The following is a 25,168-nucleotide window of genomic DNA, read 5'->3' as shown; positions in this document are numbered from 1 at the left end:
GGATATGCTCGAACGTATCATTCGCGCGTCCATCGCGCATCGCTGGCTCGTGCTTCTATTGGTGCTGGCCCTGTCCGGGCTGGGCATCTGGAACTACAGCCGCTTACCGATCGACGCGATACCGGACATTACCAACGTCCAGGTACAGATCAATACTGAGGCGCCGGGCTACTCGCCAATGGAGGCTGAGCAGCGCGTCACTTTTCCGGTTGAGACGGCGCTAGCTGGCCTCGCCCGGTTGGAGTACACCCGCTCGATTTCCCGCTACGGCCTGTCGCAAGTCACTGCGGTCTTTGAGGACGGTACTGATATTTACTTTGCCCGCCAGCAGGTCGCCGAACGCTTGCAGCAGGCATCTTCGCAACTTCCGGCGGGCCTGAATCCTTCTCTCGGGCCGGTGGCAACCGGCCTGGGCGAGATATTCATGTACACCTTGGAACCCGAAAAGGGCTACGAGGAAATATGGACACCGACGGCGCTGCGCACATTGCAAGACTGGTCGGTGCGTCCGCAGCTCCGCAATCTGAAAGGCGTCACCGAGGTCAACACCATCGGCGGTTACGTGCGTCAGTTCCACATCACACCCGATCCGGTCAAGCTGCTGGCCTACGAGTTGACGATGAACGACGTGCTGAACGCCGTTGCGCGGAACAACGCCAACGTCGGTGCCGGCTACATCGAACGTCACGGCGAGCAGTACCTGATCCGCATCCCCGGACAGGTAGGCGACATCGAGCGACTGCGGAAGATTGTCGTGGCAACGCGCGATGGGCTGCCACTCCGAATGTCCGACGTGGCGGAAGTTCTGGAAGGTAGCGAACTGCGAACCGGCGCGGCCACAAAAGACGGCAAGGAGGTCGTGCTGGGAACAGCATTCATGCTGATTGGCGAGAACAGCCGAGCGGTTGCACAGCGCACGGTAGAAAAGCTCGCTGAAATAGACGCGACACTTCCCGAGGGAGTCCGAGCGCACGCGGTTTATGACCGCACTCAACTCGTTGATCGCACCATCGCAACCGTGCAGAAGAATCTTCTGGAAGGCGCGTTGCTGGTGATTGCCGTGCTGTTCATGTTGCTAGGCAACCTGCGCGCAGCCCTGATAACCGCAGCGGTCATTCCGCTCGCCATGCTGCTGACGATCACCGGCATGGTGCAAAACCGAATCTCGGCCAACCTGATGAGCTTGGGCGCACTGGATTTCGGCCTGATTGTCGATGGCGCGGTCATCATCGTGGAGAACTGCTTACGCAGGTTCAGCGAACGACAGCACCAGCTCGGTCGGCTGTTGACCCGCGATGAGCGTTTCTCGCTGGTTTCGAGCGCCAGTGCAGAGGTCATCAAGCCTGCCCTGTTCGGATTGTTCATCATCACGGCGGTTTACCTTCCAATATTCGCGCTATCGGGTGTGGAAGGAAAGATGTTCCATCCGATGGCTCTTACCGTCGTGATCGCATTGACTGGTGCGATGGTGTTGTCCCTGACTTTCGTGCCCGCTGCGGTCGCGTTGTTTGTCACCGGCAAGGTTTCCGAGAAGGAAACCAAGGTGATGCGGGGCATCAGCCGCTTCTATGCGCCACTTCTCCAGAAGGCAATCAGGCTGAGAGTCGCCGTCGTCGCGGCGGCAGCGGTGTTGGTAGTGCTGTCTGGTTTGCTTGCAACGCGCCTTGGCACCGAGTTCATCCCTAATCTGGATGAAGGCGACATCGCCTTGCACGCGATGCGGATTCCCGGAACGAGTCTGACCCAGGCGATTGGCATGCAGCGCCAGTTGGAAGCGCGGATCAAGGAGTTTCCAGAGGTTGAGGAAGTCTTTGCCAAGATCGGTACTGCCGAGGTTGCGACTGATCCCATGCCGCCTTCGGTAGCTGACACTTTCATCATGCTCAAGGATCGCAGCGAATGGCCCGATCCGCGCAAACCGAGAGCCGTATTGCTTGCCGAGCTGGAAAAGGCGGTGAACACCATTCCCGGCAACAACTACGAGTTCACTCAGCCCGTGCAGATGCGCATGAATGAGTTGATCGCGGGTGTTCGAGCCGAGGTGGCGATCAAGGTGTATGGCGATGACATGGAGCAACTGGCCCAACTAGGCTCCAAGATTGAAGCCGTGGCCGAGAGTATCGAGGGATCTGCTGACGTGGCGCTCGAACAGATTACGGGCCTGCCGCTGATGACGATCACGCCGAACGTGGATGCACTGTCTCGATACGGTCTGGCGATCGCTGACATACAGCAGACGGTGGCAATCGCTCTTGGTGGTGCCGTCGCTGGTCAGGTGTTTGAGGGCGATCGCCGCTTCGATATTGTGGTTCGGTTGCCCGAAGCGCAGCGCCAAGACCCTAAAGCACTGGCGACACTACCCATTCCCGTCCCGAGCGGCACTGCTGCCGCACCGGGCCAAGCCGGTTACGTACCGCTTGGCCAGCTTGCGTCAATCGAAGTGGCACCCGGCCCCAATCAGATCAGCCGCGAGAACGGTAAACGCCGGATCGTCATTACCAGCAATGTGCGCGGACGCGATTTAGGGTCGTTCGTGGAAGAACTGCGTGAGCGCGTAAGCCGCGAAATCACACTGCCAGAGGGCTATTGGGTCAATTACGGAGGCACGTTCGAGCAACTCATTTCGGCGAGCCAACGGCTGTCCGTCGTCGTGCCGGCTGTACTGGTTCTGATCTTCGGCCTTCTGTTCATGGCCTTCGGCTCGGGCCGGGACGCCACAGTCGTCTTTAGCGGCGTGCCATTGGCACTGACAGGCGGCGTTGCCGCATTGTGGCTACGCGATATTCCGCTTTCGATTTCGGCAGGGGTTGGATTCATCGCCCTATCCGGTGTGGCGGTGCTCAACGGCCTGGTGATGGTGAGCTTCATTCGCAAGCTGCACCACGAAGGCACGCCGATTCACGATGCCATCGTGAACGGCGCGATGACGCGGCTACGCCCGGTACTGATGACTGCGCTGGTTGCAAGCCTTGGTTTCGTCCCGATGGCCGTCAACGTCGGAACGGGTGCGGAAGTGCAACGACCCCTTGCAACCGTCGTCATTGGCGGCATTGTTTCCTCGACGCTGTTGACGTTACTGGTGCTGCCGGCCCTGTATCGCCTCATCCATCGGCGCACCGATAGCCAGGACACCGCGCCGGCGTAAGCAAGACGCCAATTTCAACGGTTCGCATGGCGCGGCGAACGAGAAAGACGCTTGCCGCACCCGAACCACATGGATTCTTAGGAGAGTAATTGAGGTATGAAATTCATGCGTGAAAGATCACTTGAAGTAATGCCGGATCGCCATCGACCGACCTGGCAACGGACTTCCCTGTTTCTTATGGCGACGACTATCCTGCTGTTCGCGTGCGCGAATCAGGCACTCGCCCATGCCGTTGCCGAGGGCGATAAGGGCTACATCCAGGAAATATCCGGCGTCAACCTCATCCCTTTTATGTATCTAGGGGCGAAACATATGGCGACGGGATACGACCATATCCTGTTCCTGCTTGGCGTAATCTTCTTCCTGTACCGGATGAAGCATATCGCCCTGTATGTGACGCTATTTGCCATCGGCCACTCAACCACGATGCTGCTTGGCGTGTATTTCAACGTCGGGATAAACAGCTACATCATCGACGCGATCATCGGTCTTTCGGTGGTTTACAAGGCGCTCGACAACATCGGCGCATTTCAGCGTTGGCTCGGCTTCCAGCCCAACACGAAAGTCGCAACAGTCGTATTCGGACTCTTTCACGGATTCGGCCTGTCAACCAAGATCATCGAATACAACATCTCGCCCGATGGCCTGATTCCAAATCTTTTGGCATTCAATGTCGGCGTTGAAATCGGGCAGTTGATCGCGCTCGGCACTATTCTGATCGCAATGAGCTACTGGCGCCGAACAGCTAGTTTCTGGCGCCATGCGTACACCGCCAACGTAGCGATGATGTGTGCCGGTTTCATCCTGATCGGCTATCAGCTCACCGGCTATTTCGTTTCCTGAATCAAACACGGAGAAAATTCCATGTACAACGTATCCAAGCCAACCCTCGACGACCTTCCATCGTCGAAACAACTGCTGCGCTCGACGCTCATTGCACTCGTCGCCGCCATCGCAATTTTGGTCGGCATCGTCCTTCCCTCCGAGTACGCGATCGACCCAACAGGGATTGGTCGCGTCCTCGGCCTGACGGAAATGGGGGAGATCAAGACGCAATTGGCCGAAGAAGCCGCTGCGGATGCCGCGAAGGATGCAGCCATGCCCGCTGCCGCGACGACAGGGAATGCAGGCACCGCCGCGCCTGCACAAGCACAGAACGCCGCGCAGGCGGAGAACGGCGCCGCCTGGCGCGATGAAATGCGCGTCGCACTCAAGCCCGGCCAAGGGGCGGAGGTGAAGTTGAGTATGAAGGCCGGCGAGCAGGTCGAGTTCAGTTGGGTTGCCGAAGGGGGCGTTGTGAACTTCGATACCCACGGCGATGGTGGCGGCCAGTCCATCAGTTATGAAAAGGGTCGCGCGGTGCCCGCTAGCAATGGCGTGATCCAGGCTGCCTTTAGTGGAAATCACGGTTGGTTCTGGCGGAACCGTGGCGACGCTGACGTGACGGTGATTGTTCGCACTCGCGGTCAATACATGGAAATGAAGCGCGTCTTGTGATTGGCAAATTGGTTACGGGCACATGCCCATGCACTCCGGCCCCCCCCCCCCCATGCCAATTGCATGGCAGGAAGCCGAAGTTTCCCGCCCTGCCACATAGGCCGGGCCTCATCCCAGGAGATATTGAAAAATGAACATTCGTCCGGTTTTGATTGCAGCTCTAGCCAGCGCCTCGCTCGCTTCGCCATTCGTGATGGCCCATACCGGCGGGCATGACGACGATGCGAAGGCGATACCGAAGACATGCGAGCAATTGGCAGATACGAAGCGGTATATCAGTGACGTGGCTTATCCCGAAGTAAAGAAGCTGAAAGAGCAATGCGACGCCGCGAAGAAGAAGCCAAACGCGGCGCAATCTTCTGCGGAACGCCGCCCGTCCAACGGCGGCAACTGATTGTTTAGGGCGTAGCCGCGACTCACAGGTCGCGGCTACCGCCTGCGATGCGCACTCGTGGGAGCTATTCGTCTATGGAGTTGAGACATCTAAAATACTTTCTCGCCGTGGCGGAGGAGCTTCACTTCGCTAGAGCTTCGGAGAAGCTGCACATCGAACAATCTCCACTTTCTCGCGCCATTAAGGAGCTAGAGGAGGAGCTAGGTGTTGTACTGTTTGCCCGTACCACACGCAGCACTCGCCTAACACGTGCAGGTAAGTTGTTTCTGGAGCATGTCCGCCGGGTATTTGCTGTTCTGCAACAAGCGCGCGACAGCGTAAAAGCAGCGGCCAATGGATTTCACGGTCAGTTGCGGGTGGCCTTATCGGACGGCATTACACCGTCGCGCCTTCCGGCGGTGCTCGCTTTGTGCCGACAGGAAGAACCTGAAGTCGAGATTCGCTTCTCCGAAGTGCCGTTGTCGCAACAAATCAAGGGGCTACACGACGATCTTTATGACGTAGGATTCGCGCAATCAGACGAAGTGGGCGAAGGCATCGTCGCTATACCCGTCTGGAGCGATGCGCTCATGGTGGCTGTACCTGCTCGACATCCTCTGCTGGTGCATAAGCGCATTCCGTTGGAGGAACTGCTCCGCTACCCTCTGGTTCTGTGCGATCCACAGGTTTGCGAAAGCCACGCGAAACACGTTGATCGGGTACTGCGCCGTGCGGACATGGAACCCCTGATCGCGGAGCGCGTGGCCTCCTGCGATTTGATGATGGCGCTTGTATCGGCCGGCTTCGCGCTTGGGCTTACGGGTGCAGCACACATTACAGCTAGCAGACAACCGGGCGTGGTGGCCCGCCCCTTGGCATCACGTGTCCCACCCCTGACAACCTATCTGCTGCACCCTATAGGCGAACCATCGGAGGTTCTGGCTCGATTCATTGAGCGCGTACAGGCCATCGAATCTCTGGAATCTCCCAGGCCCATGCTGGGCCGCAATCTTGATCCCCCGGAGGAACCTGCGCCATGACGAAGATCATCCATTTCTTGCTGGTGCCGGTGTTGACCGCCTGCGGCCAATCCGAAACGCCTCAGAAGGCCAACACATCGGAAGCGAATATCCCAACGGTGGAGGAACTGGCAGCCAATCCCGAACGGTTGAAGGAACTACGCCAACAGTGCAAGACGGATCGGCCCAAGCGGGGTGACGTGCTCTGCAATCGGGTGGCCGAGGCCACGCGCAAACGGTTCTATGGCGACGGCGAAACGCCCTACACGCCGCCGAAGGAATCGCCCAAGTTCTGATCGTTGGCAGTTCGCCGCATCGTAAGCGGTAAGCCGGCGGCGTTCTTCCCCGCGCCCGGTCCTCTGCGAACAATGCCCTCATCCACTTTGGACGAGGAGCGATGCAGATGGATGGAATCGTCGAACGCGTCGTCAAGCGGCGCCGGCGTCTGAACGAAGCGGCTTGGGCCGAACTGCTCGAACGCTTCGGCACGGCCCGGCTGAGCGTCGAGGAGTTTTGTCGACGCGAAGGCGTGTGCCGCAGCAGCTTCAATCGCTGGCGCACGCGGCTGCAGCCTGGCGCAACGACACTCCCGGCGCCCATGCAGCCACCTGGCGAGAAGCGAGCGTCTTCATTCGTGGACTTGGGCGTGCTGGGTGCGGATTCCGGCGGCGCGACCGGAGGCGTGGAACTGCGCATCGAGCTGGGCCGCGGAGTGACGTTGCTGCTGGCGAGGCGCTGATGTTCTTCCCCGAGGGCCACATTCGCGTGTTCCTGTACGGGTTGCCGACCAACATGCGCAAGTCCTTCGACGGCCTGTACGCGCTGGCTCGACACGACCTGCAGCAGGACCCGCTGAGCGGGCACCTGTTCGTGTTCGTCAACCGTCGCGGCACCCAGATGAAGGTGCTGTACTTCGATCGCAGCGGCTGGTGTCTTTGGGCGAAGAGGCTCGAGGCCGGTCGCTTCGCCGTCGACTGGAGTGACGTTCGCCATCGCGAGATGGACTGGACGTCGCTCAAGCTCATGCTCGAGGGGTTCGAGGTGAAGCGCCGGCTGAAGCGATATCGGCGTTCGGGCAATGAGGTTCAATACCGTGGCGACAACCGCGCAGCGTCGATACCATGAGAGCCCATGTCGATCGCGCAGCCCCAACGAGTGCTCAATGCCGCCGAGGTGGCCGCACTCGATGCGCAACAAGTCGCGCGAATGCTGCTGGGCAAGGACGGCACGATCAATCAGCTCAAGGAGCAGGTCCAGACGCTGCAGCGCCAGCTCGAGTGGTTCAAGCGCCAGCTGTTCGGCAGCAAGAGCGAGCGCTTCGCGCCGACGCCCGACCCTCAGCAGATGCACCTCGGTCAGGTGCTCGGACAGGATCTGCCCGTGTCGCCGGGTGACGGCACCGGCGAGCAGCAGGTGCCGTCGCACACGCGGCGCCGGCCGCGCAGCGACTTCACCGACGACAGCTCGAGCGCTCCGTTCTTCGATGCCAGCAAGGTCCCCGTTCTCACGATCGAGGTGCCCAATCCCGAAGTGAAGGATCTCGGCCCCGGGCAGTACGAGGTCGTCGGCCAGAAGACCAGCCACCGCCTGGCGCAGCGTCCGGGCAGCTACGTGGTGCTCAAGTATGTGCGCCCGCTGATCAAGCGGCTGGACACGCAAACCCTGCACTGCCCGCCGGCGCCTGCGGGCGTCATCGAGGGCAGCCGCGCCGATGTGAGCTTTATCGCCGGTGTGCTGGTCGACAAGTTCGCCTGGCACCTTCCGCTGTACCGCCAGCACCAGCGGCTCACGGCTGCGGGCTTCAAGCTCAGCCGGCCGTGGCTGACGCAGATCGTGCAGCAAGGCGCAAAGCTGCTGAGGGCCATCTACGAGGCCCAGCTGGCCTCGATCTGCGCCAGCCGCGTCAAGGCCATGGACGAGGTGCCAATCAAGGCTGGTCGTGCCGGGCCGGGCAAGATGAACGCAGCGTACTTCTGGCCGATCTACGGCGAGCACGACGAGGTGTGCTTCCCGTTCTTCGACTCGCGCCGTCACGAGAACGTGGAACAGGCGCTGGGGCTCGAGCAGCCCGGCGGCGCGGTGCTGCTCAGCGACGGTTACGCGGCCTACGCGAACTACACGAAGAAGGCTGGCGTGACCCACGCCCAATGCTGGGCGCACTCGAGGAGGACGTTCTTCGAAGCGCAAGATGCCGAGCCGCAGGCCGCGGCCGAGGCGCTGCGCCAGATCGGCGCGCTGTACGACATCGAACGCGAGATCCGCAGGCGCGAGCTCAAGGGCGAGAACAAGCGGCTGCACCGGCTGACGCACAGCAAGCCGCTGGTGGACGCCTTCTTCGACTGGGTCGATCGCCGGTTCGAGCAGCAAGGGCTGCTGCCGAGCAACCCGCTGACGAAGGCGTTGGCCTACGTGCGCGAGCGCCGCGCGGGCCTGGAGGTGTTCCTCGGCGACCCCGGCGTGCCAATGGACACGAACCATCTCGAACGCACGCTGCGTGCGATCCCGATGGGAAGAAGGAATTGGCTCTTCTGCTGGACCGAGGTCGGCGCAGAACATGCCGGCATCGTGAAGAGTCTGATCGCGACCTGCCGGCTGCACGGCATCGACCCGTACACCTACCTTGTGGACGTCTTGCAGCGCGTGGGCGAACACCCGGCCTCGCGCGTGACCGAGTTGACGCCGCGTCTGTGGAAGCAGCACTTCGCGGCCGACCCGCTGCGCTCGGATCTGAACCGCCTCGACGGGGGAACGATCACCGCGGGCGCCGCACTTGCCGCGCAGTAGGCTGCCATGGCCGTGATCACCCAAGCCGTGCTGGCCGAGGCGGCGATCGCCGTCGACGCGATGGGCTTGGCCGAGCAGGCGCAGCTCGCCGACGAGGTCTTCGCCCATCAACCCAACCTGCTGGCCTCGGTCCTGGTCTTGCAGCGAATGGGAGTCAGCCTCCCACAGATGGACGTGCCGATACACATCCTGCTCGTGGCCTACCAGGCGATGAAGACGTCAGGGCATACCTGGCCGGTGATCTCCGAGGACACCCAGGAAAGCTGTCTGCGGCGCCTGACGCGGCGAATTCGATCGACTCACGGGTCGGGTCGCCGGTCGCTGCAACGAACGATCCAGCACTACATCGACGAGCATCGAGAGCCCTACCTGCTTGCGTTCGCGTACGGCTACCTGGAGGAGAACGATCTGCTCGGGGTCAGGACCGACGCAGAGAAGTCCTTGCTGCTCGCCACGCTCAATCTCGTGGAGTGCATCGCCTACGCTGCCGTGCCGACTCGGCCGTGATCTTCTGCTTGACCCCTGCCGGCGTCGTCGTATCTCGCCTACCACCCCGAGGGTAGACAAACAAGGACGCCGCCTCGTTACCGGTTACGCCGCATCGGCTTCAATTTTCTGTTCGACACGCCGCAATGCGCTATCTCTTGCGGCGTTTTTCTTTGGTTCGACGCCGCGCGAATTCTGTCTTTTTGCTCGACCTTTCTGCTCGAAACGGTCTTTGACCGGCACTGACCCGGCACCGATCCTGACGCTAGCGGCACGTCCTTGTGCCGCGCTTTCCATGAGGAAGAAGCGCAGGAGAAATCGGAGGCCAGGTAATGCAAGGGACGAACGTGCTGTTCGGTCAGATCGCCGTGGTATTCGGCATCGTGATCGCCGGCGTGTGGGGCGCCACACAATGGACAGCAGCCGCCCTTGGTTATCAGCTACGCCTTGGCTCGCCCTGGTTCGATCTTCTTGGCACACCGATCTACCACCCGTGGAAGCTGTTTGAGTGGTGGTTCTTCTTCGATGCCTACGCGCCGCGCGTTTTCGATACCGGCGGCGCCATCGCGGGCGGCAGCGGCCTGCTGGCGGTGGTGGTCGCCATCGGCATGTCGATCTGGCGCTCGCGCCAATCGCGCCTTGTCACGACCTACGGCTCGGCACGCTGGGCGAACGCGGATGACATTCGCAAGGCGGGGCTGACGCAGCCGGCCGGTGTTTTCCTCGGCCAGCATGACCGCCAGTACCTGCGCCATGAAGGGCCGGAACACGTCCTGACCTTTGCGCCCACGCGCAGCGGCAAAGGTGTCGGCCTAGTGGTGCCGACACTGCTTTCCTGGCCTGCGTCCGCCGTCATCCACGACATCAAAGGCGAGAACTGGCAGATCACCGCCGGCTGGCGTAGCCGTTTCAGCCACTGCCTGCTGTTCAACCCCACCGATGCGAAGTCGGCGGCCTACAACCCGCTGCTGGAGGTGCGGCGCGGTGCGCATGAGGTGCGCGACGTGCAGAACATCGCGGACATTCTGGTCGATCCCGAAGGTGCGCTGGAGAAGCGCAACCATTGGGAAAAGACCAGCCACGCGCTGCTGGTCGGGGCCATCCTGCATGTGCTCTACGCGGGCGAAGACAAGACGCTGCGCGGCGTCGCCAACTTCCTCTCCGATCCGGCCAGCCCTTTCGAGCTGACCTTGCACCGGATGATGACCACGCCGCACCTCGGCGATGGCCCGCATCCTGTCGTCGCATCGGCGGCGCGCGAAGTGCTCAACAAGTCGGACAACGAGCGTTCCGGCGTGTTGAGCACCGCCATGTCGTTCCTCGGCCTGTACCGCGATCCCACGGTGGCCGAAGTCACCTCGCGCTGCGACTGGCGCATCGCCGACCTCATTTCCGCCGAGCACCCCGTATCGCTGTATCTGGTGGTGCCGCCTTCGGACATCTCGCGGACGAAGCCGCTCATTCGCCTGATCCTCAACCAGATCGGGCGGCGCCTCACCGAATCGCTCGATGGCTCCGATGGCATCGAGCGCCGCCACAAGCTGCTGCTGATGCTCGACGAGTTCCCTGCGCTGGGGCGCCTGGACTTCTTCGAGACGGCGCTGGCCTTCATGGCGGGCTACGGCATCCGCAGCTTCCTCATCGCGCAGTCGCTCAACCAGATCGACAAGGCGTATGGGCAAAACCACTCCATCCTCGACAACTGCCATGTGCGCGTGACATTCGCCACGAACGACGAGCGCACGGCCAAACGGATCTCCGAGACGCTGGGCACGGCCACCGAGCTGCGCGCCCAGCGCAACTACGCGGGCCACCGGCTCGCGCCGTGGCTGGGCCACCTCATGGTGTCGCGCCAGGAAACCGCGCGCCCGCTGCTGACGCCGGGCGAAGTCATGCAGCTTCCGCCCGACGAGGCCGTGGTGATGGTGTCCAGCGTAGCGCCGATCAAGGCGAAGAAGCTGCGCTACTACGCGGACGCCAATTTCAAGCGCCGCGTACTGCCACCGCCCACGCTGGCGGACGGGCAGTACGCCGATGCGCCGCCGTTGCGCCCCGACGACTGGAGCGGGCTGGCGATTCCTGCCGTGCCCGAGGCATCGGCCACGGCATCCGCCGATGGCCTGGGTTCCACGGATGACGGCGGCCCGCGCCGCCAGCCCGAGCTTTCCGAATCCGTCGCCTACGACCCCGAGCTGGCCGCGACCGCGGCCGACCTCGCGCTGCTCGACGACGACGACGACCTGCCGCTTCCCCTTCCTCGCCAGCTTGATCCAGCCATGCAGCGCACGGCCCGGCTGGCTTCCCTCGACCCCAACGACGGAATCGAGCTATGAGCCACTACCGCCTGAATCTCTTTATCCAGCCTGAGCACGCCAAGCGGCTCGATGAGCTTGCCGCCAAGAAAGGCGTGTCCAAGTCGTCCATCGTCGCGGCGGCGCTCGCATCGTGGCTTTCACCCGATGCGGCCGACCAGCGCGAGGCGGCCATCGCCAAGCGGCTTGATCGCCTGTCGCGCCAGGCCGAGCGCATGGAGCGCGACCAGAACATCGCCATCGAAACGCTGGCGCTGTTCATCCGCTACTACTTGACCGTCAGCACGCCAGTTCCCGAGGCGCACCAAGACGCGGCGCGCGCCCAGGGCAAGGCGCGCTTCGAGCAGTTCACCGAGCAGCTTGGTCGCCACCTGCTGCGGGGCCGGAGCTTGGTGCGCGACGTGGTGGAGGAACTGCATCCCGATCCGATGCGGATGGAAGACGCGGCGGCAGCCGCGCAAGCGCAGGAGCGTGCGTCATGAGCGCCGTTCCGCAGTCCATGAGTGCCACGTCGCTCGACCGCCGCATCCAGATGCTGCGCACGGCGATGGGGCCACTGATCGCCGCTGCGCTCGAAGACCCGGACGTGGTGGAGGTGATGCTGAATCCCGATCGCACCCTTTGGGTAGATCGGCTTTCCAGCGGGCGCGCGCCGATGGGCGTGGAACTGCCCGAGGCGGACGGCGAGCGAATCATCCGCCTGGTCGCCGCCCACGTCGGCGCGGAAGTCCATCGCGGCCAGCCGCTGCTGTCCGCCGAGTTGCCCGAAACCGGCGAACGCTTCGAGGGCATCTTGCCTCCGGCAGCGCCGGGGCCGGCCTTCGCGCTGCGCAAACGCGCCATCGGCGTGATTCCGCTGGAGCGGTACGTCATCGACGGGATGATGACCAGCGCGCAGGCGGGCTTTCTCGTTCGCGCCGTGCGCGAGCGGCAGAACGTCCTGATCGCCGGCGCCACCAGCAGCGGTAAGACCACACTCGCCAATGCGCTGCTGGCCGAGATTGCCGCCACAGGCGACCGCGTGCTGGTGCTCGAAGACACGGTGGAGCTGCAATGCGCGGCCCGCGACCACGTTCCCCTGCGCACGCGCGCAGGCGTGGTGTCGATGACCGAACTGGTGCGCTCGTCCATGCGCCTGCGCCCTGATCGCGTCGTCGTCGGCGAGGTGCGCGGTGCCGAGGCGCTGGATCTCATCAAGGTGTGGGGCACGGGCCACCCCGGCGGCATCGCCACGATCCATGCCGGCTCCGCGCTCGGCGCGCTGCTGCGCCTGGAGCAACTGATTCTCGAAGTGGCGGTGAATCCGCCCCGTGCGCTGATCGCCGAGGCGGTCAACGTGGTGATCCACATCGCCGGGCGCGGGCGCAAACGCCGCATCGAGAACATCGCCCGCGTCGTCGGCTTCGACGGCGTGGGCTACCAACTGGCGGATGCACTGGAAACGCCGTTTCCCGAGCTGCCGCCACTTCCCGATGCCGCACCCGCTGCGGCGACTTCCCCATCCCCTGACTCACTTGGAGAACTGCCATGACGCAGATGACCATTCCTGCTTTCCGTATTTCTGCAAATCCGGCTTTGCGTCTTGCGCGGCTGCGCTGCCTGGCCCGCCCTGCGGGGCAAGGGCTGCTGCTGGCCGCGCTACTGCTGTTCCTGGCCGGAACCGCGCAGGCCGCCGGTTCCTCGATGCCGTGGGAAGGCCCGCTGCAATCCATCCTCGAATCCATCCAGGGGCCGGTGGCGCGCATCGTCGCGGTCATCATCATCATCGCCACGGGCCTCGCGCTCGCCTTCGGCGACACGTCCGGCGGCTTCCGCAAGCTGATCCAGATCGTCTTCGGTCTGTCCATCGCCTTCGCAGCTTCGAGCTTCTTCCTGTCGTTCTTCAGCTTCTCCGGCGGGGCCGTCGTATGAGTGCCCCGGACACCTTCGCGGACGGCTTCGAGGTGCCGCTGCATCGCTCGCTGACCGAGCCGATTCTGCTTGGCGGTGCGCCGCGCACCGTTGCGATCGCCAACGGCACGCTGGCCGCCGCTGTCGGCCTGGGCCTGCAACTGTGGATTCCGGGCGTGGTGCTCTGGGTTGTCGGCCATTCGCTGGCGGTATGGGGCGCGCGCGTCGATCCGCAGTTCATGCAGGTCTTCGCCCGGCACATCAAGCACCGCCCGCTGCTGGACGTGTGAGGGGAGGACGCCGCGATGCTGAACCTCGCCGAATACCGCCAGCGCCCGGCCTTGCTTGCCGACTGGCTGCCCTGGGCCGGGCTGGTCGCACCGGGCGTCGTCTTGAACAAGGACGGCAGTTTCCAGCGCACGGCCCGGTTTCGCGGGCCTGACCTCGACAGCGCGACGCAAGGCGAGCTAATCGCCACGTCGGCGCGGTTGAACAACGCGCTGCGTCGCATGGGATCGGGCTGGGCGCTGTTCATCGAGGCCGAGCGCCACGCCGCCGCCGACTATCCGCGCTCGGAGTTTCCCGAGCCGCTTTCGTGGCTGGTGGAGGAAGAACGCCGGGCCGCCTTCGAGGAATCGGGCAATCACTTCGAGAGCGGCTATCACCTGACGCTGCTTTACCTGCCGCCGGAAGAATCCCGCGCCCGTGCAGCCACGATGCTCTACGAGAACACGCCGACGACCGGCGTGGACTGGCGCGGGCGGCTGCAAGCCTTCGTCGCGGAAACGGATCGCGTCTTTGACCTGCTCGACGGCGTGATGCCGGAGATCGCCTGGCTCGATGACAGCCAGACGCTGACCTACCTGCACGCGACCATCTCGACGCGGCGCTATCGCGTGGGCGTGCCCGAAGTGCCGTTCCACATCGACGCGCTGCTGACCGACTCGCCGCTGGTCGGTGGCCTGGCGCCCATGCTGGGCAACCAGCACCTGCGCGTGGTGTCGGTGCGAGGTTTCCCGACCTCGACCTGGCCGGGGATTCTGGATGACCTCAACCGCCTTGGCTTTGCGTACCGCTGGAGCACGCGCTTTCTCTGCCTCGACAAAGCCGAGGCGGAGAAAGAACTTTCCCGCCTGCGCCGCCAGTGGTTCGCCAAGCGCAAGAACGTCATCGCGCTGCTGCGCGAAGCGATCTTCCAGCAGGAAAGCCCGCTGGTCGATACCGACGCCAACAACAAGGCCGCCGATGCGGACGCTGCCTTGCAGGAGTTGGGCAGCGATCAAGTCGCCTTCGGCTACCTGACGGCGACCGTCACCGTCATGGACGAGGACGCCGCCGTGGCGGACGAGAAGCTGCGCATGGTGGAGCGCGTCATCCAGGGCCGGGGCTTCGTGACCATTCCCGAAGCGCTCAACGCCGTGGATGCGTGGCTGTCGTCCATTCCGGGCAACGCCTACGCCAACGTGCGCCAGCCCATCGTCTCGACACTGAATCTGGCCCACATGATGCCGGTGTCGGCGGTATGGGCGGGGCCGGAGAAGAACGACCACCTCGACGGCCCGCCGCTGATCGTCACGCGCACCGATGGCGCGACGCCGTTCCGGCTGGTGACGCACATCGGCGACGTGGGCCACACGCTGGTCGCAGGCCCGACCGGCATGGGCAAGTCGGTTCTGCTCGCCACGCTGGCGATGCAATTCCGCCGCTATCGCGGTTCGCGCATCTTCGCCTTCGACATGGGCCGCTCGATGCGGGCCACGATCCTGGGCCTGGGCGGCGAGCACTACGACCTGGGCACGGATGGCGAAATCGCCTTCCAGCCACTGGCACGCATCGACCGCGAGGGCTACCGCACCTGGGCCGCCGAATGGATCGAAGGCCGCTTGCTGCACGAAGGCGTGGCGGTCGGCCCCGACGAGAAGGCGGCTATCTGGTCGGCGCTGGGAAGTCTCGCCGGGGCGCCGGTGGAGCAGCGCACGATGACGGGGCTTTCCGTGCTGTTGCAATCGAACACGCTGCGGCAGGCGCTGTCGCCTTATGTGCTCGGCGGTGCCCACGGCAAGCTGCTGGACGCCGACCACGACCGGCTGGGCACGGCCGACGTGCAGTGCTTCGAGATGGAGGAGCTGATGCACAGCAAGGCCGCCGTCATGGCCGTGCTGCATTACCTCTTTGCGCGTTTTGATGAACGCTTCGACGGGGCGCCCACGCTGCTGATCCTCGACGAAGCATGGCTGTTCCTCGATGACCCGGTGTTTGCCGCGCGTATCCGCCAGTGGCTCAAGACACTGCGCAAGAAGAACGTCAGCGTCATATTCGCCACGCAGAGCCTTGCCGACATCAAGGATTCGAGCATCGCACCCGCGATCATCGAAAGCTGCGCGAGTCGGATTTTCTTGCCCAACCCGCAGGCGACCGAGCCGCAGATTCGCACGATCTACGAGGGCTTCGGCCTCAACAGGCGGCAGATCGAAATCGTCGCCACCGCGCAGCCCAAGCGCGACTACTACTACCAATCCCGCCTCGGCAACCGCCTGTTCGACCTCGACCTGGGGCCGGCGGCGCTGGCCTTCGCGGGCGCTTCCACGCCGCAAGACCAGCGCGACATTGACCGCGTGCTGCTGGACGCCGGCGTGCCCGGTTTCGCGGGTGCCTGGCTTCGCCACCGCGGCCTCGATTGGGCGGCCGACCTGCTGCCCTCGTTCCCCGGCCTCGCGCCGGGTGCTCGCTGACCAACCCCTGGAGAACCTGCCATGAAGAAGCGCCTTGTCGCGGCCGCCATCGCGGCCATGCTTTGCACCGCCACCGCCCATGCGCAATGGGTCGTGGTCGATCCCACCAACCTCGTGCAGAACACGCTGACCGCGATCCGCACGCTGGAGCAGATCAACAACCAGATCCAGCAGCTTCAGAACGAAGCGCAGATGCTGATGAACCAGGCGCGCAACCTCGCCAGCCTGCCGTCCAGCGTGGTCGGCCAGTTGCGCGCCAATTTGGCGACCACGCAGCGGCTGATCGACCAGGCCCGAGGATTGGCCTACGACGTGACGAATCTGGATCGGGAGTTCGCGCGCCTGTATCCCGAGCAGTACGCCGCCACCGTCAGCGGCGACCAGATGTACCGCGACGCGCAGGAGCGTTGGAGGAACACGCTCCACGGCTTGCAGACCACCATGCAGATGCAGGCCCAGGTGTCGCAGAACCTGGGCGAAGACGAAAGCGTGCTGGCCGACCTCGTGGGCAAGAGCCAGTCGGCGCAAGGCGCCTTGCAGGCGATGCAGGCCATGAACCAGTTGCTCGCCTTGCAGGCCAAGCAGTCGATCCAGTCGCAGCGGCTCCAGATCACGCAAGACCGGGCCGCCTCGCTGGAACTGGCGCGGCAGGCGGCTGCCACGGAGCGCGCCCGCGAGGTGCGGCGGCGCTTCCTGGGCGACGGCACGCCGTACACGCCGCAGCCCGTGAACTTCTACGGCAACTGACGGGAGGCCGCCATGCGATGCGTCCTCGTCCTGTGTGTCGCGCTGCTGGCCGCTTGCGGCGAGCAGCCGGCCGACCACCTTGCCGATGCCCTGGCCGCCGATCCCGTGCGGCTGAAGGCATTGCGCGCGCAATGCGCGGCCGACCGGCAGGCCACGGGCGAGGATGCTTGCCGTGCCGCCGCCGAAGCCTTCCGGCGGCGCTTCTTCTCCGGCCAGGCCGGGCCGGATGAGTACCAGACGCTGGCCGACCTGCCGCCGATCCCGCCGAGCTTCGAGGAGCCGGCCGATGGCATGGCGCCGGCCGATCCCGCCGAACCGGAGGACACGCCATGAATGACGTGACCATCATCGACCAGTTCCTCAACACCTTTGCCGCTTATATCGACTCGGGTTTCGGGCTGCTGCGGGGCGAAGTGGCGTTCCTCACGGCCACGCTAATCGTCATCGACATGACGATCGCCGGCCTGTATTGGGCCATGAGCCATGCCACCGGCCAGGGCGAGGACGTGATCGCCAAGCTGCTGCGCAAGGTGCTCTACGTCGGTGCCTTCGCTTACATCATCAACAACTTCAACTGGCTGGCCAGCATCGTGTTCCGCTCGTTTGCGGGATTGGGCATCACCGCCACCGGCTCGGCCATCACGATGGAGAACTTCTTGCAGCCGGGCCGGCTGGCGAAAACCGGCATCGACGCCGGGGCGCCGATTCTGGAGCAGATCGGCGAGATGGCGGGCTTTCCCGAAGTGTTCGTGAACCTCGACCCCATCGTGGTGATGTTCCTCGCGTGGCTGGTCGTGGTCCTGTGCTTCTTCGTGCTGGCGATCCAACTGTTCATCACGCTGATCGAGTTCAAGCTGACCACGCTCGCCGGATTCGTGCTGGTGCCATTCGCGCTCTGGAACAAGACCGCGTTCCTCGCCGAAAAGGTCTTAGGCAACGTGGTGGCCTCCGGCGTCAAGGTTCTGGTGCTGGCCGTGATCGTCGGGATCGGCTCGGGCTTGTTCGCTCAGTTCCAAGTCCATCCCGCCGAGCCGTCCATCGACCACGCGCTGGTCATCATGCTGGCCTCACTCACGCTGCTGGCGCTGGGGATCTTCGGCCCCGGCATTGCCACGGGCCTCGTGTCCGGTGCGCCGCAACTCGGCGCGGGCGCAATGGCCGGTGCTGCTGTCGGCGCTGCCGGCACGGCCGTCGCCATTGGCGCCGCTGCGACGGGCGTAGGCGGTGCCGTGGCCGCTGGCGCGCGCATGGCCCCGGCTGCCGCCAAGCTGGCCGGCGCTGGTGCGCGTGCCGCCACGTCGGCGGCTGGTAGTGCGAAATCGGCGTTCCAGGCCGGCTCCGCCGCCGCAGGTGGTGGTGCGAAAGGCGCAATGGCGGGCCTGGGCAACGTCGCCAAGACCGGCGCGCAGGCAGCCGGGCGAGGCGCTGCATCCCGCGCTTCCGCTGCCGGGCAACGCATGGCCGCTCCCTTCCGCGCTGGCTGGAATGGCGCTGCTGCCGATAGCGGCGCGGGCGCGGCATCCGGTCAGGGTGCCGCAGGCGAGGCCGCATCCGGCGCCGCTACGGCGCAGAAACAGGAACAGCCCGCTTGGGCCAAGCGCCTGCATCGCCGCCAGCAACTCACCCATGCCGCGACCACCACCGCCCACGCGCTGCGCGGTGGCGATGGCGGCGGCTCCGGCCAAGGGCCAAGCCTGCGCGATTCCGATTCATAAGGAGAACTGACCATGCGATTCAAGAAACCGCAGGTGCGCTATGCCGACACGCCGCAGCCTGCCACGCCGTACCAAGCTGCCGGCCAGGTGTGGGACGACCGTATCGGCTCGCCGCGTGTGCAGGCGAAGAACTGGCGGCTGATGGCCTTCGGGTGCCTCACGCTCGCACTTCTGATGGCCGGCGGCCTGGTGTGGCGCTCGGCGCAGTCCATCGTGACGCCTTACGTGGTGGAGGTGGACAACGCGGGCCAGGTGCGCGCCGTGGGCGAAGCCGCCACGCCGTACCGGCCCAACGATGCGCAGACCGCGCACCACATCGCGCGCTTCGTGACGCTGGTGCGCTCGCTGTCCATCGACCCCATTGTCGTCCGCCAGAACTGGCTGGACGCCTACGACTACACGACCGACAAGGGCGCGGCCGTGCTCAACGACTACGCACGGGTCAACGACCCGTTCGCGCGCATCGGCAAGGAGTCGGTGACGGTGCAGATTGCCAGCGTGACCCGTGCCAGCGACACGTCTTTCAACGTGCGCTGGACGGAGCGGCGCTACGTCAACGGCGCCGCCGCAGGCACTGAACGCTGGAACGCCGTGATTTCCATCGTGCAGCAGACGCCACGCACCGAGGAACGCCTGCGCAAGAACCCTCTCGGCATTTACGTCAATGGCCTGTCGTGGAGCCGCGAACTGGATTCTTCCGAAGGAGTAAAACCATGAACCTGTCTTTCCGCTTTTTCGCTTTGCCGTTGATGCTCGCTGCCCTTGCGGGCTGCGCCACGCAGGGCAGGCCGCCGCCGGTCATCTCGCTCGATGAGCCAGTACAGGCCCAGCCGCTGCCCGAGCCGCCCGCGCCGGTAGAGGTGGTGGCTGTGCCCGAGGTGCTGCCGATGCCGGCGCAGTTGCAGCCGTTGCCCGAAGCCGAGGATGCCAAGCCGGTGCCGGAACCGGCCGATGAGAAGGTGCGCGTCTCGCGGGCCAATGCCGAGGCGCGCGTCGCGCCCACGCGCGAGGGCTACGTCAACGCGATTCAGGTGTGGCCCTTCACCGATGGCGCGCTGTACCAGGTCTATGCGGCCGTGGGCCGCGTGACCGTGGTTTCGCTCCAGCCGGGTGAGGAGCTGGTAACGGTGGCCGCCGGCGATACCGTGCGCTGGATCGTGGGCGACACGTCCAGCGGCAGCGGTGCCGACCTGCGCGTGAACGTGCTGGTCAAGCCGATCCGCTCGGGCCTCAAGACCAATCTCGTCATCACCACCAGCCGCAGGACGTACCTGCTGGAGCTGGCTTCGACCGAGAAAACATGGATGGCATCCGTGTCGTGGGAGTACCCGCGCGACCGGATGCTGGCTTTGCAGCGCCAGGCGCAGGCGGCCAGCGCCGCCGCGCCGGTCGATACCGGGCTGTCGCTGGAGAACCTGCGCTTCCGCTACACGATCAGCGGCAGCAATCCGCCCTGGAAGCCACTGCGCGCCTTCGACGATGGCGCGAAGGTCTATATCCAGTTCCCGGCGGGCATCGCACAAGGCGAGCTGCCGCCGTTGTTCGTCATTGGTGCCCAGGGCGACGGGCAGTTGGTGAACTACCGCTTCCGCTCGCCGTATTTCATCGTGGATCGCCTGTTCGGCGCTGCCGAGTTGCGGCTGGGCGGGGACAAGGGTGACGTGGTGCGGATCGAGCGCACCGACGGAACGCGGAGGAACTGACCATGAGCCAGGACGACACCCCCGACCTCGCCACGCCGCAGGCGGGCAAGGTAGCGCCCGAGGCGGTGGCGCTGCGCGCCCGCCCGCGCCCGGTCACGCGCCTGAACCGGCGCACGCTGGCCGCCCTCGTCGGCGGCCTGTCGGTCGCCGTGCTCGGTGCCACGATCTGGTCATTGCAGCCGCACCGGCGGGGCGCGGGCGAGCAGACCGAGCTTTACAACGTCGATCGCGTCTCGAAGTCCGAAGGGCTGGATGGCCTGCCGGCCGATTACTCGAAGCTGCCGCCGAAGGTGCCCGAGCTGGGGCCGCCGCTGCCGGGCGACCTGGGGCCAGCCATCGTGAACTCGCAGCAGCCAGCCGTGGCCGCTTACGCGGCCCCCGGCCATGATCCCAACGACGCTTTGCGCAAGGAAGCGGAGGCCGCTGCGGCTTCGTCGGTGTTCTTCCGCTCGGGCGGCCAAGCCGCGGCCACGGTGGCATTGGCAGCGCCGGGTGTGCCTGGCGCTGCAAGCACGCTCGCGGCCTTCGATCCGCTCGCCCCCGGGCCGGCCTCGACGGCGGCGCAGCCATCCGATCCGACCGCCGTGCAGAACCGGCAAGACCAGAAAGAGGCGTTCCTGAAAGCCGGTTCTACGGAAACCCGCAATTCCGGCCATCTGGCACTGCCGGCGTCGCCGTATCAGGTGATGGCCGGAACCGTGATCGCCGGGGCGCTGGTGACAGGCATCAAGTCCGATCTTCCGGGCGATGTGATCGCCACCGTCACAGAGCCGGTCTATGACACGGCCACGGGCAAGTTCCTGCTGATCCCGCAGGGGTCGCGCATCCTGGGCAAGTACAACAGCCAGGTCAGCTATGGGCAGAGCCGCGTGCAGGTGGTGTGGAACCGGGTCATCCTGCCGGATACCTCATCGCTGACGCTCGACAACCTTGTGGGCACCGATCCAGCGGGCTACGCCGGCCTGGAGGACGACGTGGACTGGCATTGGAAGCGCATCGTCTCGGGCGCGGTGCTGACGACGCTGCTGGGCGTGGGCGCCGAACTGGCCGCGCCGGAGAACCGCCAGGACGGCAACCGCATCGTCATCGCCGGGCGTGATAGCGCCCAGGACAGCATCAATCAAGTCGGACAGGAGATCACCCGGCGCAACATGAACATCCAGCCGACGCTGACCAGCCGGCCGGGCCTGCCGGTTCGCATCATCGTTAACCGGGATCTGGTGCTGCGGCCGTACCAGCCGCTGTTCTTCAACCGGGGTGCTTCGCAATGAGCATGACCAAGAAGTTGCGGCTCGGGCCGCTGCCCAAGACCGAGAGCGTCAAGCTGACCTTTGCCTGCCCGGCAAGCCTGAAAGCCGACCTCGACCGCTACGCCTCGCTGCACGCGCAGGCGTATGGCGAGGCGGTCGATGCAGAGAAATTGATCCCGCACATGCTGGAGGCGTTCATGGCGGGGGATCGGGGATTCAGGAAGGGCACGGCGACCCGGAGCGCGCCATCGAAGCCGACATGATGGCGTCACATACCAACGGCATCCATCGAACGCGCAGCCACCGGCTGCGCGTTCTTCATTCTGGATGCCGCCAAGCCTCTTGGGCTATGATGACGCGACAGGCCCGCCGTTCCTCGGCAATCCAGCACGACACGGTGCGATGCGGCTTTCTCTCCCGACGCTCTTATGTGGCTCCTAGCCGACGAAGCCGCGGTTCTGCAAAGCGGCCCCGAAAAGAGCTAACCTACTGTCCCATATACGGTTTCAAGCCCTGCGTGATTTGCGCGAAAGACTTGACACCGGCACTTTTTTGTACGCGGGTTTCGCGTCTTCGAGTGGTGCGATCGGAGATGAACGCCGCGTGACCAAAAGATCATTTTCACGTCACGGCTCAATCAGAGCCACCTCTCCAGAATGTGTCTCATTGGAGTCGCATATGGAGGCTCCACGTTTCGCAACGGAGAGAAAACATGAATATTCGAATTGTCGCTGCCATGGTTGTCGCCGCATCTGCTGCCACGTCCGCTTTCGCCGATAGCGGCCACGACTATCCCAACGTCGCTCAAAACAGCAATCCCGTATCGAACACTGCCGCTGTCTCGCCGGCTCCGACCGTGAGCCAATCCGGGAACCCTGCTTCGCAGGGCAAGACCCGGGAGCAGGTCCGGCAGGAACTGATTCAGGCCTATCACGATGGCCTGTTGCCAATCAGCGGGCGAACAGGGAAAACGGAAAAAATCGGGCGCTAAGCCCTATCACCGCTCTTTGAAGTCCCGCAGCGGCCGGTATTTCCCCTCATCGACCTTCCGGTTCTGCCTCCAGACGTAATCCCCGGTCAGGTTGATGTGCTCCCAGCCCAAGGGCGACAAGAATTGCAGCAGGCGGGCATCGGGGAGCTTGCCCGACTCGCGCAAGGCCTGCGTCGCCCTCTCCAGATAGACCGTATTCCACAGCACGATGGCGGCCGTCACCAGGTTCAGGCCGCTGGCGCGGTACCGTTGTTGCTCGAATGTCCGGTCGCGGATTTCGCCCAACCGATGAATGAAGACCGCCCTGGCCAGCGCGTTGCGCGCCTCCCCTTTGTTCAAACCGGCGTGCACGCGGCGGCGCAGCTCGACGTTCTGGAGCCAGTCCAAGATGAACAACGTGCGTTCGATCCTGCCCAGCTCGCGCAGCGCGATCGCCAAGCCATTTTGCCGCGGGTAGCTGCCGAGCTTGCGCAGCATGAGGGAGGCCGTGACGGTGCCATGCTTGATCGAGGCGGCCAGGCGCAGCACGTCGTCCCAATGAGCGCGCAGGTGCTTGATGTTCAAACTGCCGCCGATCATGGAGCGGAGTGCCGGGTGGTCCGCTACCTTGCCGGGCACGTACAGCTTGGTGTCGCCCAGGTCGCGGATGCGTGGCGCGAAGCGGAACCCGAGCAAGTGCATCAGCGCGAACACGTGGTCCGTGAACCCGGCGGTGTCAGTGTAGTGCTCCTCAATGCGCAGATCCGATTCATGGTACAGCAGGCCGTCCAGCACATAGGTTGAATCGCGAACGCCGACGTTGACCACCCTGGTGCTGAAAGGGGCGTATTGGTCCGAGATGTGGGTGTAGAACAGCTTGCCCGGCTCGGCGCCGTATTTCGGGTTGATGTGGCCCGTACTCTCCGCCCGTCCGCCGGCGCGGAAGCGCTGGCCGTCCGACGAGGACGTCGTGCCGTCGCCCCAGTTCTCGGCGAACGCATGCTTGAACTGGGCGTTGACGAGATCGGCCAGGCCCGCCGAATATGTCTCGTCCCGGATGTTCCAGGCCTGCAACCAGGACATCTTCGCATAGGTCGCCCCCGGGCTAGATTCCGCCATCTTGGTCAGACCGAGATTGATCGCGTCGGCCAGGATCGCCGACAACAGCAGCGTGCGGTCTTTGGCCTGTTCGCCGCTCTTGAGGTGGACGAAATGGCGGGTGAATCCGGTCCAGTCGTCCACGTCCATCAGCAGCTCCGTGATCTTGATACGAGGCAGCAGGCCGCCGGTGATGTCGATCAGCGCCTGGGCCTCTTCCGGCACCACGGCATCCTGCGGGCTGATCCGCAGCCCGGTTTCGGTGATGATCGCGTCGGGCAGTTCATTGGTCAGCGCCAGGTGGTTGACCTTGGCCAGTTGCTGTTCGAGCAGCAACAAGCGGTCATGCAGGTATTGGTCACAGTCCTGGTTGACCGCGATCGGCAGTTCGCACGCTGTCTTCATGGCGCCGAATTTCGCCGCCGGCAGCAGGTATTCCTCGAAGTCGCGGAACTGGCGCGATCCCTGGACCCAGATATCGCCGGACCGCAGCGAATTTTTCAACTCCGACAGCACGCAGATTTCGTAGAAACGGCGGTCAAGCCCCTCGTCGGTAATGACGAACGGCTTCCAGCGCGCCTTGACGAAAGTGATTGGTGCGTCGTCGGGCACCTTGCGCGCGCCGGTCATATTCATTTCGCGCAGCACGTCGATTGCGTCGAGCACCGCTTGCGCGGCCGGCGCCGCCTTCAGCTTGAGCACATCCAGGAACTCGGGTGTATAGCGGCGCAGCGTGCTGTATTGGTCGCCGACCAGCGGCAGGTGGTCGAACGACTCGGGCTGCGCCAGCTGGCCGGCCTCGGTGACGCTCAGCGCGAACTCAGACCATGGAAGGATCGCCTCGATCGCGGCGTATGGGTCGCCGCCCGATTCCTTGGCTTCAACCAGTGCTCGGCCGACCTTCGAATACAGCCGCACCTTGTCGTTGATCGCCTTGCCCTGCTTCTGGAAGTCCTGCTGATGCTTGTTCTTGGCGGCGCTGAACAGCTTGATCATGATTCGGTCGTGCAGGTCGACCAGTTCGTCCGTCACGGTGGCCATGCCCTCGATGGCCAGCGCCGCCAGCGTCGCGTAGCGTCGCTCATCCTCGAACTTGGCCAGGTCGCGCGGCGTCATCTGCGCGCCTTCGCGGGCCATCTTCAGCAGCCGGTTCTGGTGGATTTGGCGGCCCAGCCCGTCCGGCAGGGCGAGCGACTGGAACACTTTGAGGCGTTCGATGTGCTCGCGCATGTAGCGGGAATTGGGCTTGAGCGGCGACTGGCGGAGCCACACGAGCCAGGTGATGCTCATGTCAGGCGCGACGTTGAGCAGGTTGTCCAGGGAGCGCTTGTGGTGGCGCTCCAGCGGCTCGATCAACGTGCGATAGAGCCGCCGGTTCGCCCTCGTCACGGCCTCGGCGCAGGCGCGCTCGATGACGGTCAACGCCGGCAGAATGATGCGCTTCTGG

The 25,168-nt window shown here is 64.4% G+C and carries 24 protein-coding genes and 1 pseudogene; 24 read left to right on the top strand and 1 reads right to left on the bottom strand.

Features of this window, described 5'->3' with window-relative positions; genetic code table 11:
- The first annotated feature begins 4 nt into the window (after positions 1-4).
- The 24 genes and pseudogenes from KH616_RS05005 (at position 5) to KH616_RS04890 (ending at position 22,644) form a co-directional block, all read left to right on the top strand.
- On the top strand, positions 5-3,145 hold the full coding sequence (locus tag KH616_RS05005) for a CusA/CzcA family heavy metal efflux RND transporter (RefSeq protein ID WP_023114182.1): 3,141 nt from the start codon (positions 5-7) through the stop codon (positions 3,143-3,145).
- 177 nt (positions 3,146-3,322) lie between these two features.
- Positions 3,323-3,988 (top strand): HupE/UreJ family protein, encoded by a 666-nt coding sequence (locus tag KH616_RS05000; protein ID WP_049879081.1) that lies wholly within the window; start codon positions 3,323-3,325, stop codon positions 3,986-3,988.
- A gap of 21 nt (positions 3,989-4,009) precedes the next feature.
- Positions 4,010-4,642: a hypothetical protein gene (locus KH616_RS04995; protein WP_023114184.1), complete on the top strand. Its 633-nt coding sequence runs from the start codon at positions 4,010-4,012 to the stop codon at positions 4,640-4,642.
- A gap of 130 nt (positions 4,643-4,772) precedes the next feature.
- A complete protein-coding gene (locus KH616_RS04990) occupies positions 4,773-5,036 on the top strand; it encodes a hypothetical protein (protein ID WP_023114185.1) in 264 nt (87 codons plus the stop codon).
- Positions 5,037-5,110: 74 nt separating this feature from the next.
- Positions 5,111-6,055 carry a LysR substrate-binding domain-containing protein gene (locus tag KH616_RS04985; RefSeq protein WP_023114186.1) on the top strand — a complete coding sequence of 315 codons (945 nt, stop codon included), beginning with the start codon at positions 5,111-5,113 and terminating at the stop codon, positions 6,053-6,055.
- On the top strand, positions 6,052-6,330 hold the full coding sequence (locus KH616_RS04980) for an EexN family lipoprotein (RefSeq protein WP_023114187.1): 279 nt from the start codon (positions 6,052-6,054) through the stop codon (positions 6,328-6,330). Before KH616_RS04985 ends, KH616_RS04980 begins: the two co-directional genes overlap by 4 nt.
- A gap of 107 nt (positions 6,331-6,437) precedes the next feature.
- Entirely contained in the window at positions 6,438-6,773 is a 336-nt protein-coding gene (locus KH616_RS04975; RefSeq protein ID WP_023114188.1) for a hypothetical protein, read from the top strand.
- Positions 6,773-7,159, top strand: a complete 387-nt coding sequence (gene tnpB, locus KH616_RS04970) for an IS66 family insertion sequence element accessory protein TnpB (RefSeq protein WP_023114189.1) — start codon at positions 6,773-6,775, stop codon at positions 7,157-7,159. Before KH616_RS04975 ends, tnpB begins: the two co-directional genes overlap by 1 nt.
- Positions 7,160-7,165: 6 nt before the next feature.
- Positions 7,166-8,818 (top strand): IS66 family transposase, encoded by a 1,653-nt coding sequence (locus tag KH616_RS04965; protein ID WP_292237826.1) that lies wholly within the window; start codon positions 7,166-7,168, stop codon positions 8,816-8,818.
- 6 nt (positions 8,819-8,824) lie between these two features.
- Positions 8,825-9,325 (top strand): hypothetical protein, encoded by a 501-nt coding sequence (locus tag KH616_RS04960; protein WP_023114191.1) that lies wholly within the window; start codon positions 8,825-8,827, stop codon positions 9,323-9,325.
- Positions 9,326-9,636: 311 nt separating this feature from the next.
- Entirely contained in the window at positions 9,637-11,637 is a 2,001-nt protein-coding gene (locus KH616_RS04955) for a conjugal transfer protein TraG (RefSeq protein WP_023114192.1), read from the top strand.
- Positions 11,634-12,098, top strand: coding sequence for a ribbon-helix-helix protein, CopG family (locus tag KH616_RS04950; protein WP_003111089.1), 465 nt, complete (start codon positions 11,634-11,636; stop codon positions 12,096-12,098). Before KH616_RS04955 ends, KH616_RS04950 begins: the two co-directional genes overlap by 4 nt.
- On the top strand, positions 12,095-13,147 hold the full coding sequence (gene trbB / locus KH616_RS04945) for a P-type conjugative transfer ATPase TrbB (RefSeq protein ID WP_023114193.1): 1,053 nt from the start codon (positions 12,095-12,097) through the stop codon (positions 13,145-13,147). The genes KH616_RS04950 and trbB overlap by 4 nt, the downstream gene beginning before the upstream one ends.
- Positions 13,144-13,527: a TrbC/VirB2 family protein gene (locus KH616_RS04940; RefSeq protein ID WP_023114194.1), complete on the top strand. Its 384-nt coding sequence runs from the start codon at positions 13,144-13,146 to the stop codon at positions 13,525-13,527. The genes trbB and KH616_RS04940 overlap by 4 nt, the downstream gene beginning before the upstream one ends.
- A complete protein-coding gene (locus tag KH616_RS04935; protein WP_023114195.1) occupies positions 13,524-13,796 on the top strand; it encodes a VirB3 family type IV secretion system protein in 273 nt (90 codons plus the stop codon). The genes KH616_RS04940 and KH616_RS04935 overlap by 4 nt, the downstream gene beginning before the upstream one ends.
- A gap of 15 nt (positions 13,797-13,811) precedes the next feature.
- Positions 13,812-16,263: pseudogene (gene trbE, locus KH616_RS04930) on the top strand (conjugal transfer protein TrbE).
- The gene (gene trbJ, locus KH616_RS04925; RefSeq protein WP_023114197.1) at positions 16,260-16,985 is read left to right on the top strand and encodes a P-type conjugative transfer protein TrbJ; all 726 of its coding nucleotides are present in this window, start codon (positions 16,260-16,262) and stop codon (positions 16,983-16,985) included. The pseudogene trbE and the gene trbJ overlap by 4 nt, the downstream one beginning before the upstream one ends.
- A 12-nt stretch (positions 16,986-16,997) precedes the next feature.
- Complete coding sequence (locus KH616_RS04920) at positions 16,998-17,318, top strand: hypothetical protein (protein WP_023114198.1); 321 nt, start codon at positions 16,998-17,000, stop codon at positions 17,316-17,318.
- Positions 17,315-18,700, top strand: coding sequence for a P-type conjugative transfer protein TrbL (gene trbL / locus KH616_RS04915; protein ID WP_292237825.1), 1,386 nt, complete (start codon positions 17,315-17,317; stop codon positions 18,698-18,700). The genes KH616_RS04920 and trbL overlap by 4 nt, the downstream gene beginning before the upstream one ends.
- Positions 18,701-18,712: 12 nt before the next feature.
- Positions 18,713-19,417, top strand: coding sequence for a conjugal transfer protein TrbF (gene trbF, locus KH616_RS04910; protein WP_023114200.1), 705 nt, complete (start codon positions 18,713-18,715; stop codon positions 19,415-19,417).
- Positions 19,414-20,403 (top strand): P-type conjugative transfer protein TrbG, encoded by a 990-nt coding sequence (trbG, locus tag KH616_RS04905; RefSeq protein WP_023114201.1) that lies wholly within the window; start codon positions 19,414-19,416, stop codon positions 20,401-20,403. Before trbF ends, trbG begins: the two co-directional genes overlap by 4 nt.
- A 2-nt stretch (positions 20,404-20,405) precedes the next feature.
- Positions 20,406-21,674, top strand: coding sequence for a TrbI/VirB10 family protein (locus KH616_RS04900; protein WP_023114202.1), 1,269 nt, complete (start codon positions 20,406-20,408; stop codon positions 21,672-21,674).
- The gene (locus KH616_RS04895) at positions 21,671-21,916 is read left to right on the top strand and encodes a DUF2274 domain-containing protein (protein WP_023114203.1); all 246 of its coding nucleotides are present in this window, start codon (positions 21,671-21,673) and stop codon (positions 21,914-21,916) included. Before KH616_RS04900 ends, KH616_RS04895 begins: the two co-directional genes overlap by 4 nt.
- A gap of 449 nt (positions 21,917-22,365) precedes the next feature.
- Positions 22,366-22,644 (top strand): DUF4148 domain-containing protein, encoded by a 279-nt coding sequence (locus tag KH616_RS04890; protein ID WP_292237824.1) that lies wholly within the window; start codon positions 22,366-22,368, stop codon positions 22,642-22,644.
- Positions 22,645-22,650: 6 nt separating this feature from the next.
- Here the strand turns inward: KH616_RS04890 and KH616_RS04885 are convergent.
- Positions 22,651-25,168, bottom strand: a 2,518-nt coding sequence (locus KH616_RS04885; RefSeq protein WP_292237823.1) for a Tn3 family transposase, incomplete at its 5' end; no start/stop codon positions are given.

It is taken from the genome of Burkholderia sp. (genome assembly GCF_018375725.1).
Classification (GTDB): domain Bacteria; phylum Pseudomonadota; class Gammaproteobacteria; order Burkholderiales; family Burkholderiaceae; genus Burkholderia.
Note: the sequence above shows the minus strand (reverse complement) of the source record. Positions and strands in the feature narration are given on the sequence as shown.

Bases quoted from the DNA above. Each gene is read 5' to 3' on its own strand.
- KH616_RS04940 (WP_023114194.1), top strand. From the start codon at position 13,144: ATGACGCAGATGACCATTCCTGCTTTCCGTATTTCTGCAAATCCGGCT.
- KH616_RS04985 (WP_023114186.1), top strand. From the start codon at position 5,111: ATGGAGTTGAGACATCTAAAATACTTTCTCGCCGTGGCGGAGGAGCTT.
- KH616_RS04995 (WP_023114184.1), top strand. From the start codon at position 4,010: ATGTACAACGTATCCAAGCCAACCCTCGACGACCTTCCATCGTCGAAA.
- KH616_RS04990 (WP_023114185.1), top strand. From the start codon at position 4,773: ATGAACATTCGTCCGGTTTTGATTGCAGCTCTAGCCAGCGCCTCGCTC.
- trbB (WP_023114193.1), top strand. From the start codon at position 12,095: ATGAGCGCCGTTCCGCAGTCCATGAGTGCCACGTCGCTCGACCGCCGC.
- KH616_RS04980 (WP_023114187.1), top strand. From the start codon at position 6,052: ATGACGAAGATCATCCATTTCTTGCTGGTGCCGGTGTTGACCGCCTGC.
- tnpB (WP_023114189.1), top strand. From the start codon at position 6,773: ATGTTCTTCCCCGAGGGCCACATTCGCGTGTTCCTGTACGGGTTGCCG.
- KH616_RS04895 (WP_023114203.1), top strand. From the start codon at position 21,671: ATGAGCATGACCAAGAAGTTGCGGCTCGGGCCGCTGCCCAAGACCGAG.
- KH616_RS04960 (WP_023114191.1), top strand. From the start codon at position 8,825: ATGGCCGTGATCACCCAAGCCGTGCTGGCCGAGGCGGCGATCGCCGTC.
- KH616_RS04890 (WP_292237824.1), top strand. From the start codon at position 22,366: ATGAATATTCGAATTGTCGCTGCCATGGTTGTCGCCGCATCTGCTGCC.
- trbJ (WP_023114197.1), top strand. From the start codon at position 16,260: ATGAAGAAGCGCCTTGTCGCGGCCGCCATCGCGGCCATGCTTTGCACC.
- trbF (WP_023114200.1), top strand. From the start codon at position 18,713: ATGCGATTCAAGAAACCGCAGGTGCGCTATGCCGACACGCCGCAGCCT.
- KH616_RS04965 (WP_292237826.1), top strand. From the start codon at position 7,166: ATGTCGATCGCGCAGCCCCAACGAGTGCTCAATGCCGCCGAGGTGGCC.
- KH616_RS04900 (WP_023114202.1), top strand. From the start codon at position 20,406: ATGAGCCAGGACGACACCCCCGACCTCGCCACGCCGCAGGCGGGCAAG.
- trbL (WP_292237825.1), top strand. From the start codon at position 17,315: ATGAATGACGTGACCATCATCGACCAGTTCCTCAACACCTTTGCCGCT.
- KH616_RS05000 (WP_049879081.1), top strand. From the start codon at position 3,323: ATGGCGACGACTATCCTGCTGTTCGCGTGCGCGAATCAGGCACTCGCC.
- KH616_RS04935 (WP_023114195.1), top strand. From the start codon at position 13,524: ATGAGTGCCCCGGACACCTTCGCGGACGGCTTCGAGGTGCCGCTGCAT.
- KH616_RS05005 (WP_023114182.1), top strand. From the start codon at position 5: ATGCTCGAACGTATCATTCGCGCGTCCATCGCGCATCGCTGGCTCGTG.
- KH616_RS04920 (WP_023114198.1), top strand. From the start codon at position 16,998: ATGCGATGCGTCCTCGTCCTGTGTGTCGCGCTGCTGGCCGCTTGCGGC.
- KH616_RS04975 (WP_023114188.1), top strand. From the start codon at position 6,438: ATGGATGGAATCGTCGAACGCGTCGTCAAGCGGCGCCGGCGTCTGAAC.
- trbG (WP_023114201.1), top strand. From the start codon at position 19,414: ATGAACCTGTCTTTCCGCTTTTTCGCTTTGCCGTTGATGCTCGCTGCC.
- KH616_RS04955 (WP_023114192.1), top strand. From the start codon at position 9,637: ATGCAAGGGACGAACGTGCTGTTCGGTCAGATCGCCGTGGTATTCGGC.
- KH616_RS04950 (WP_003111089.1), top strand. From the start codon at position 11,634: ATGAGCCACTACCGCCTGAATCTCTTTATCCAGCCTGAGCACGCCAAG.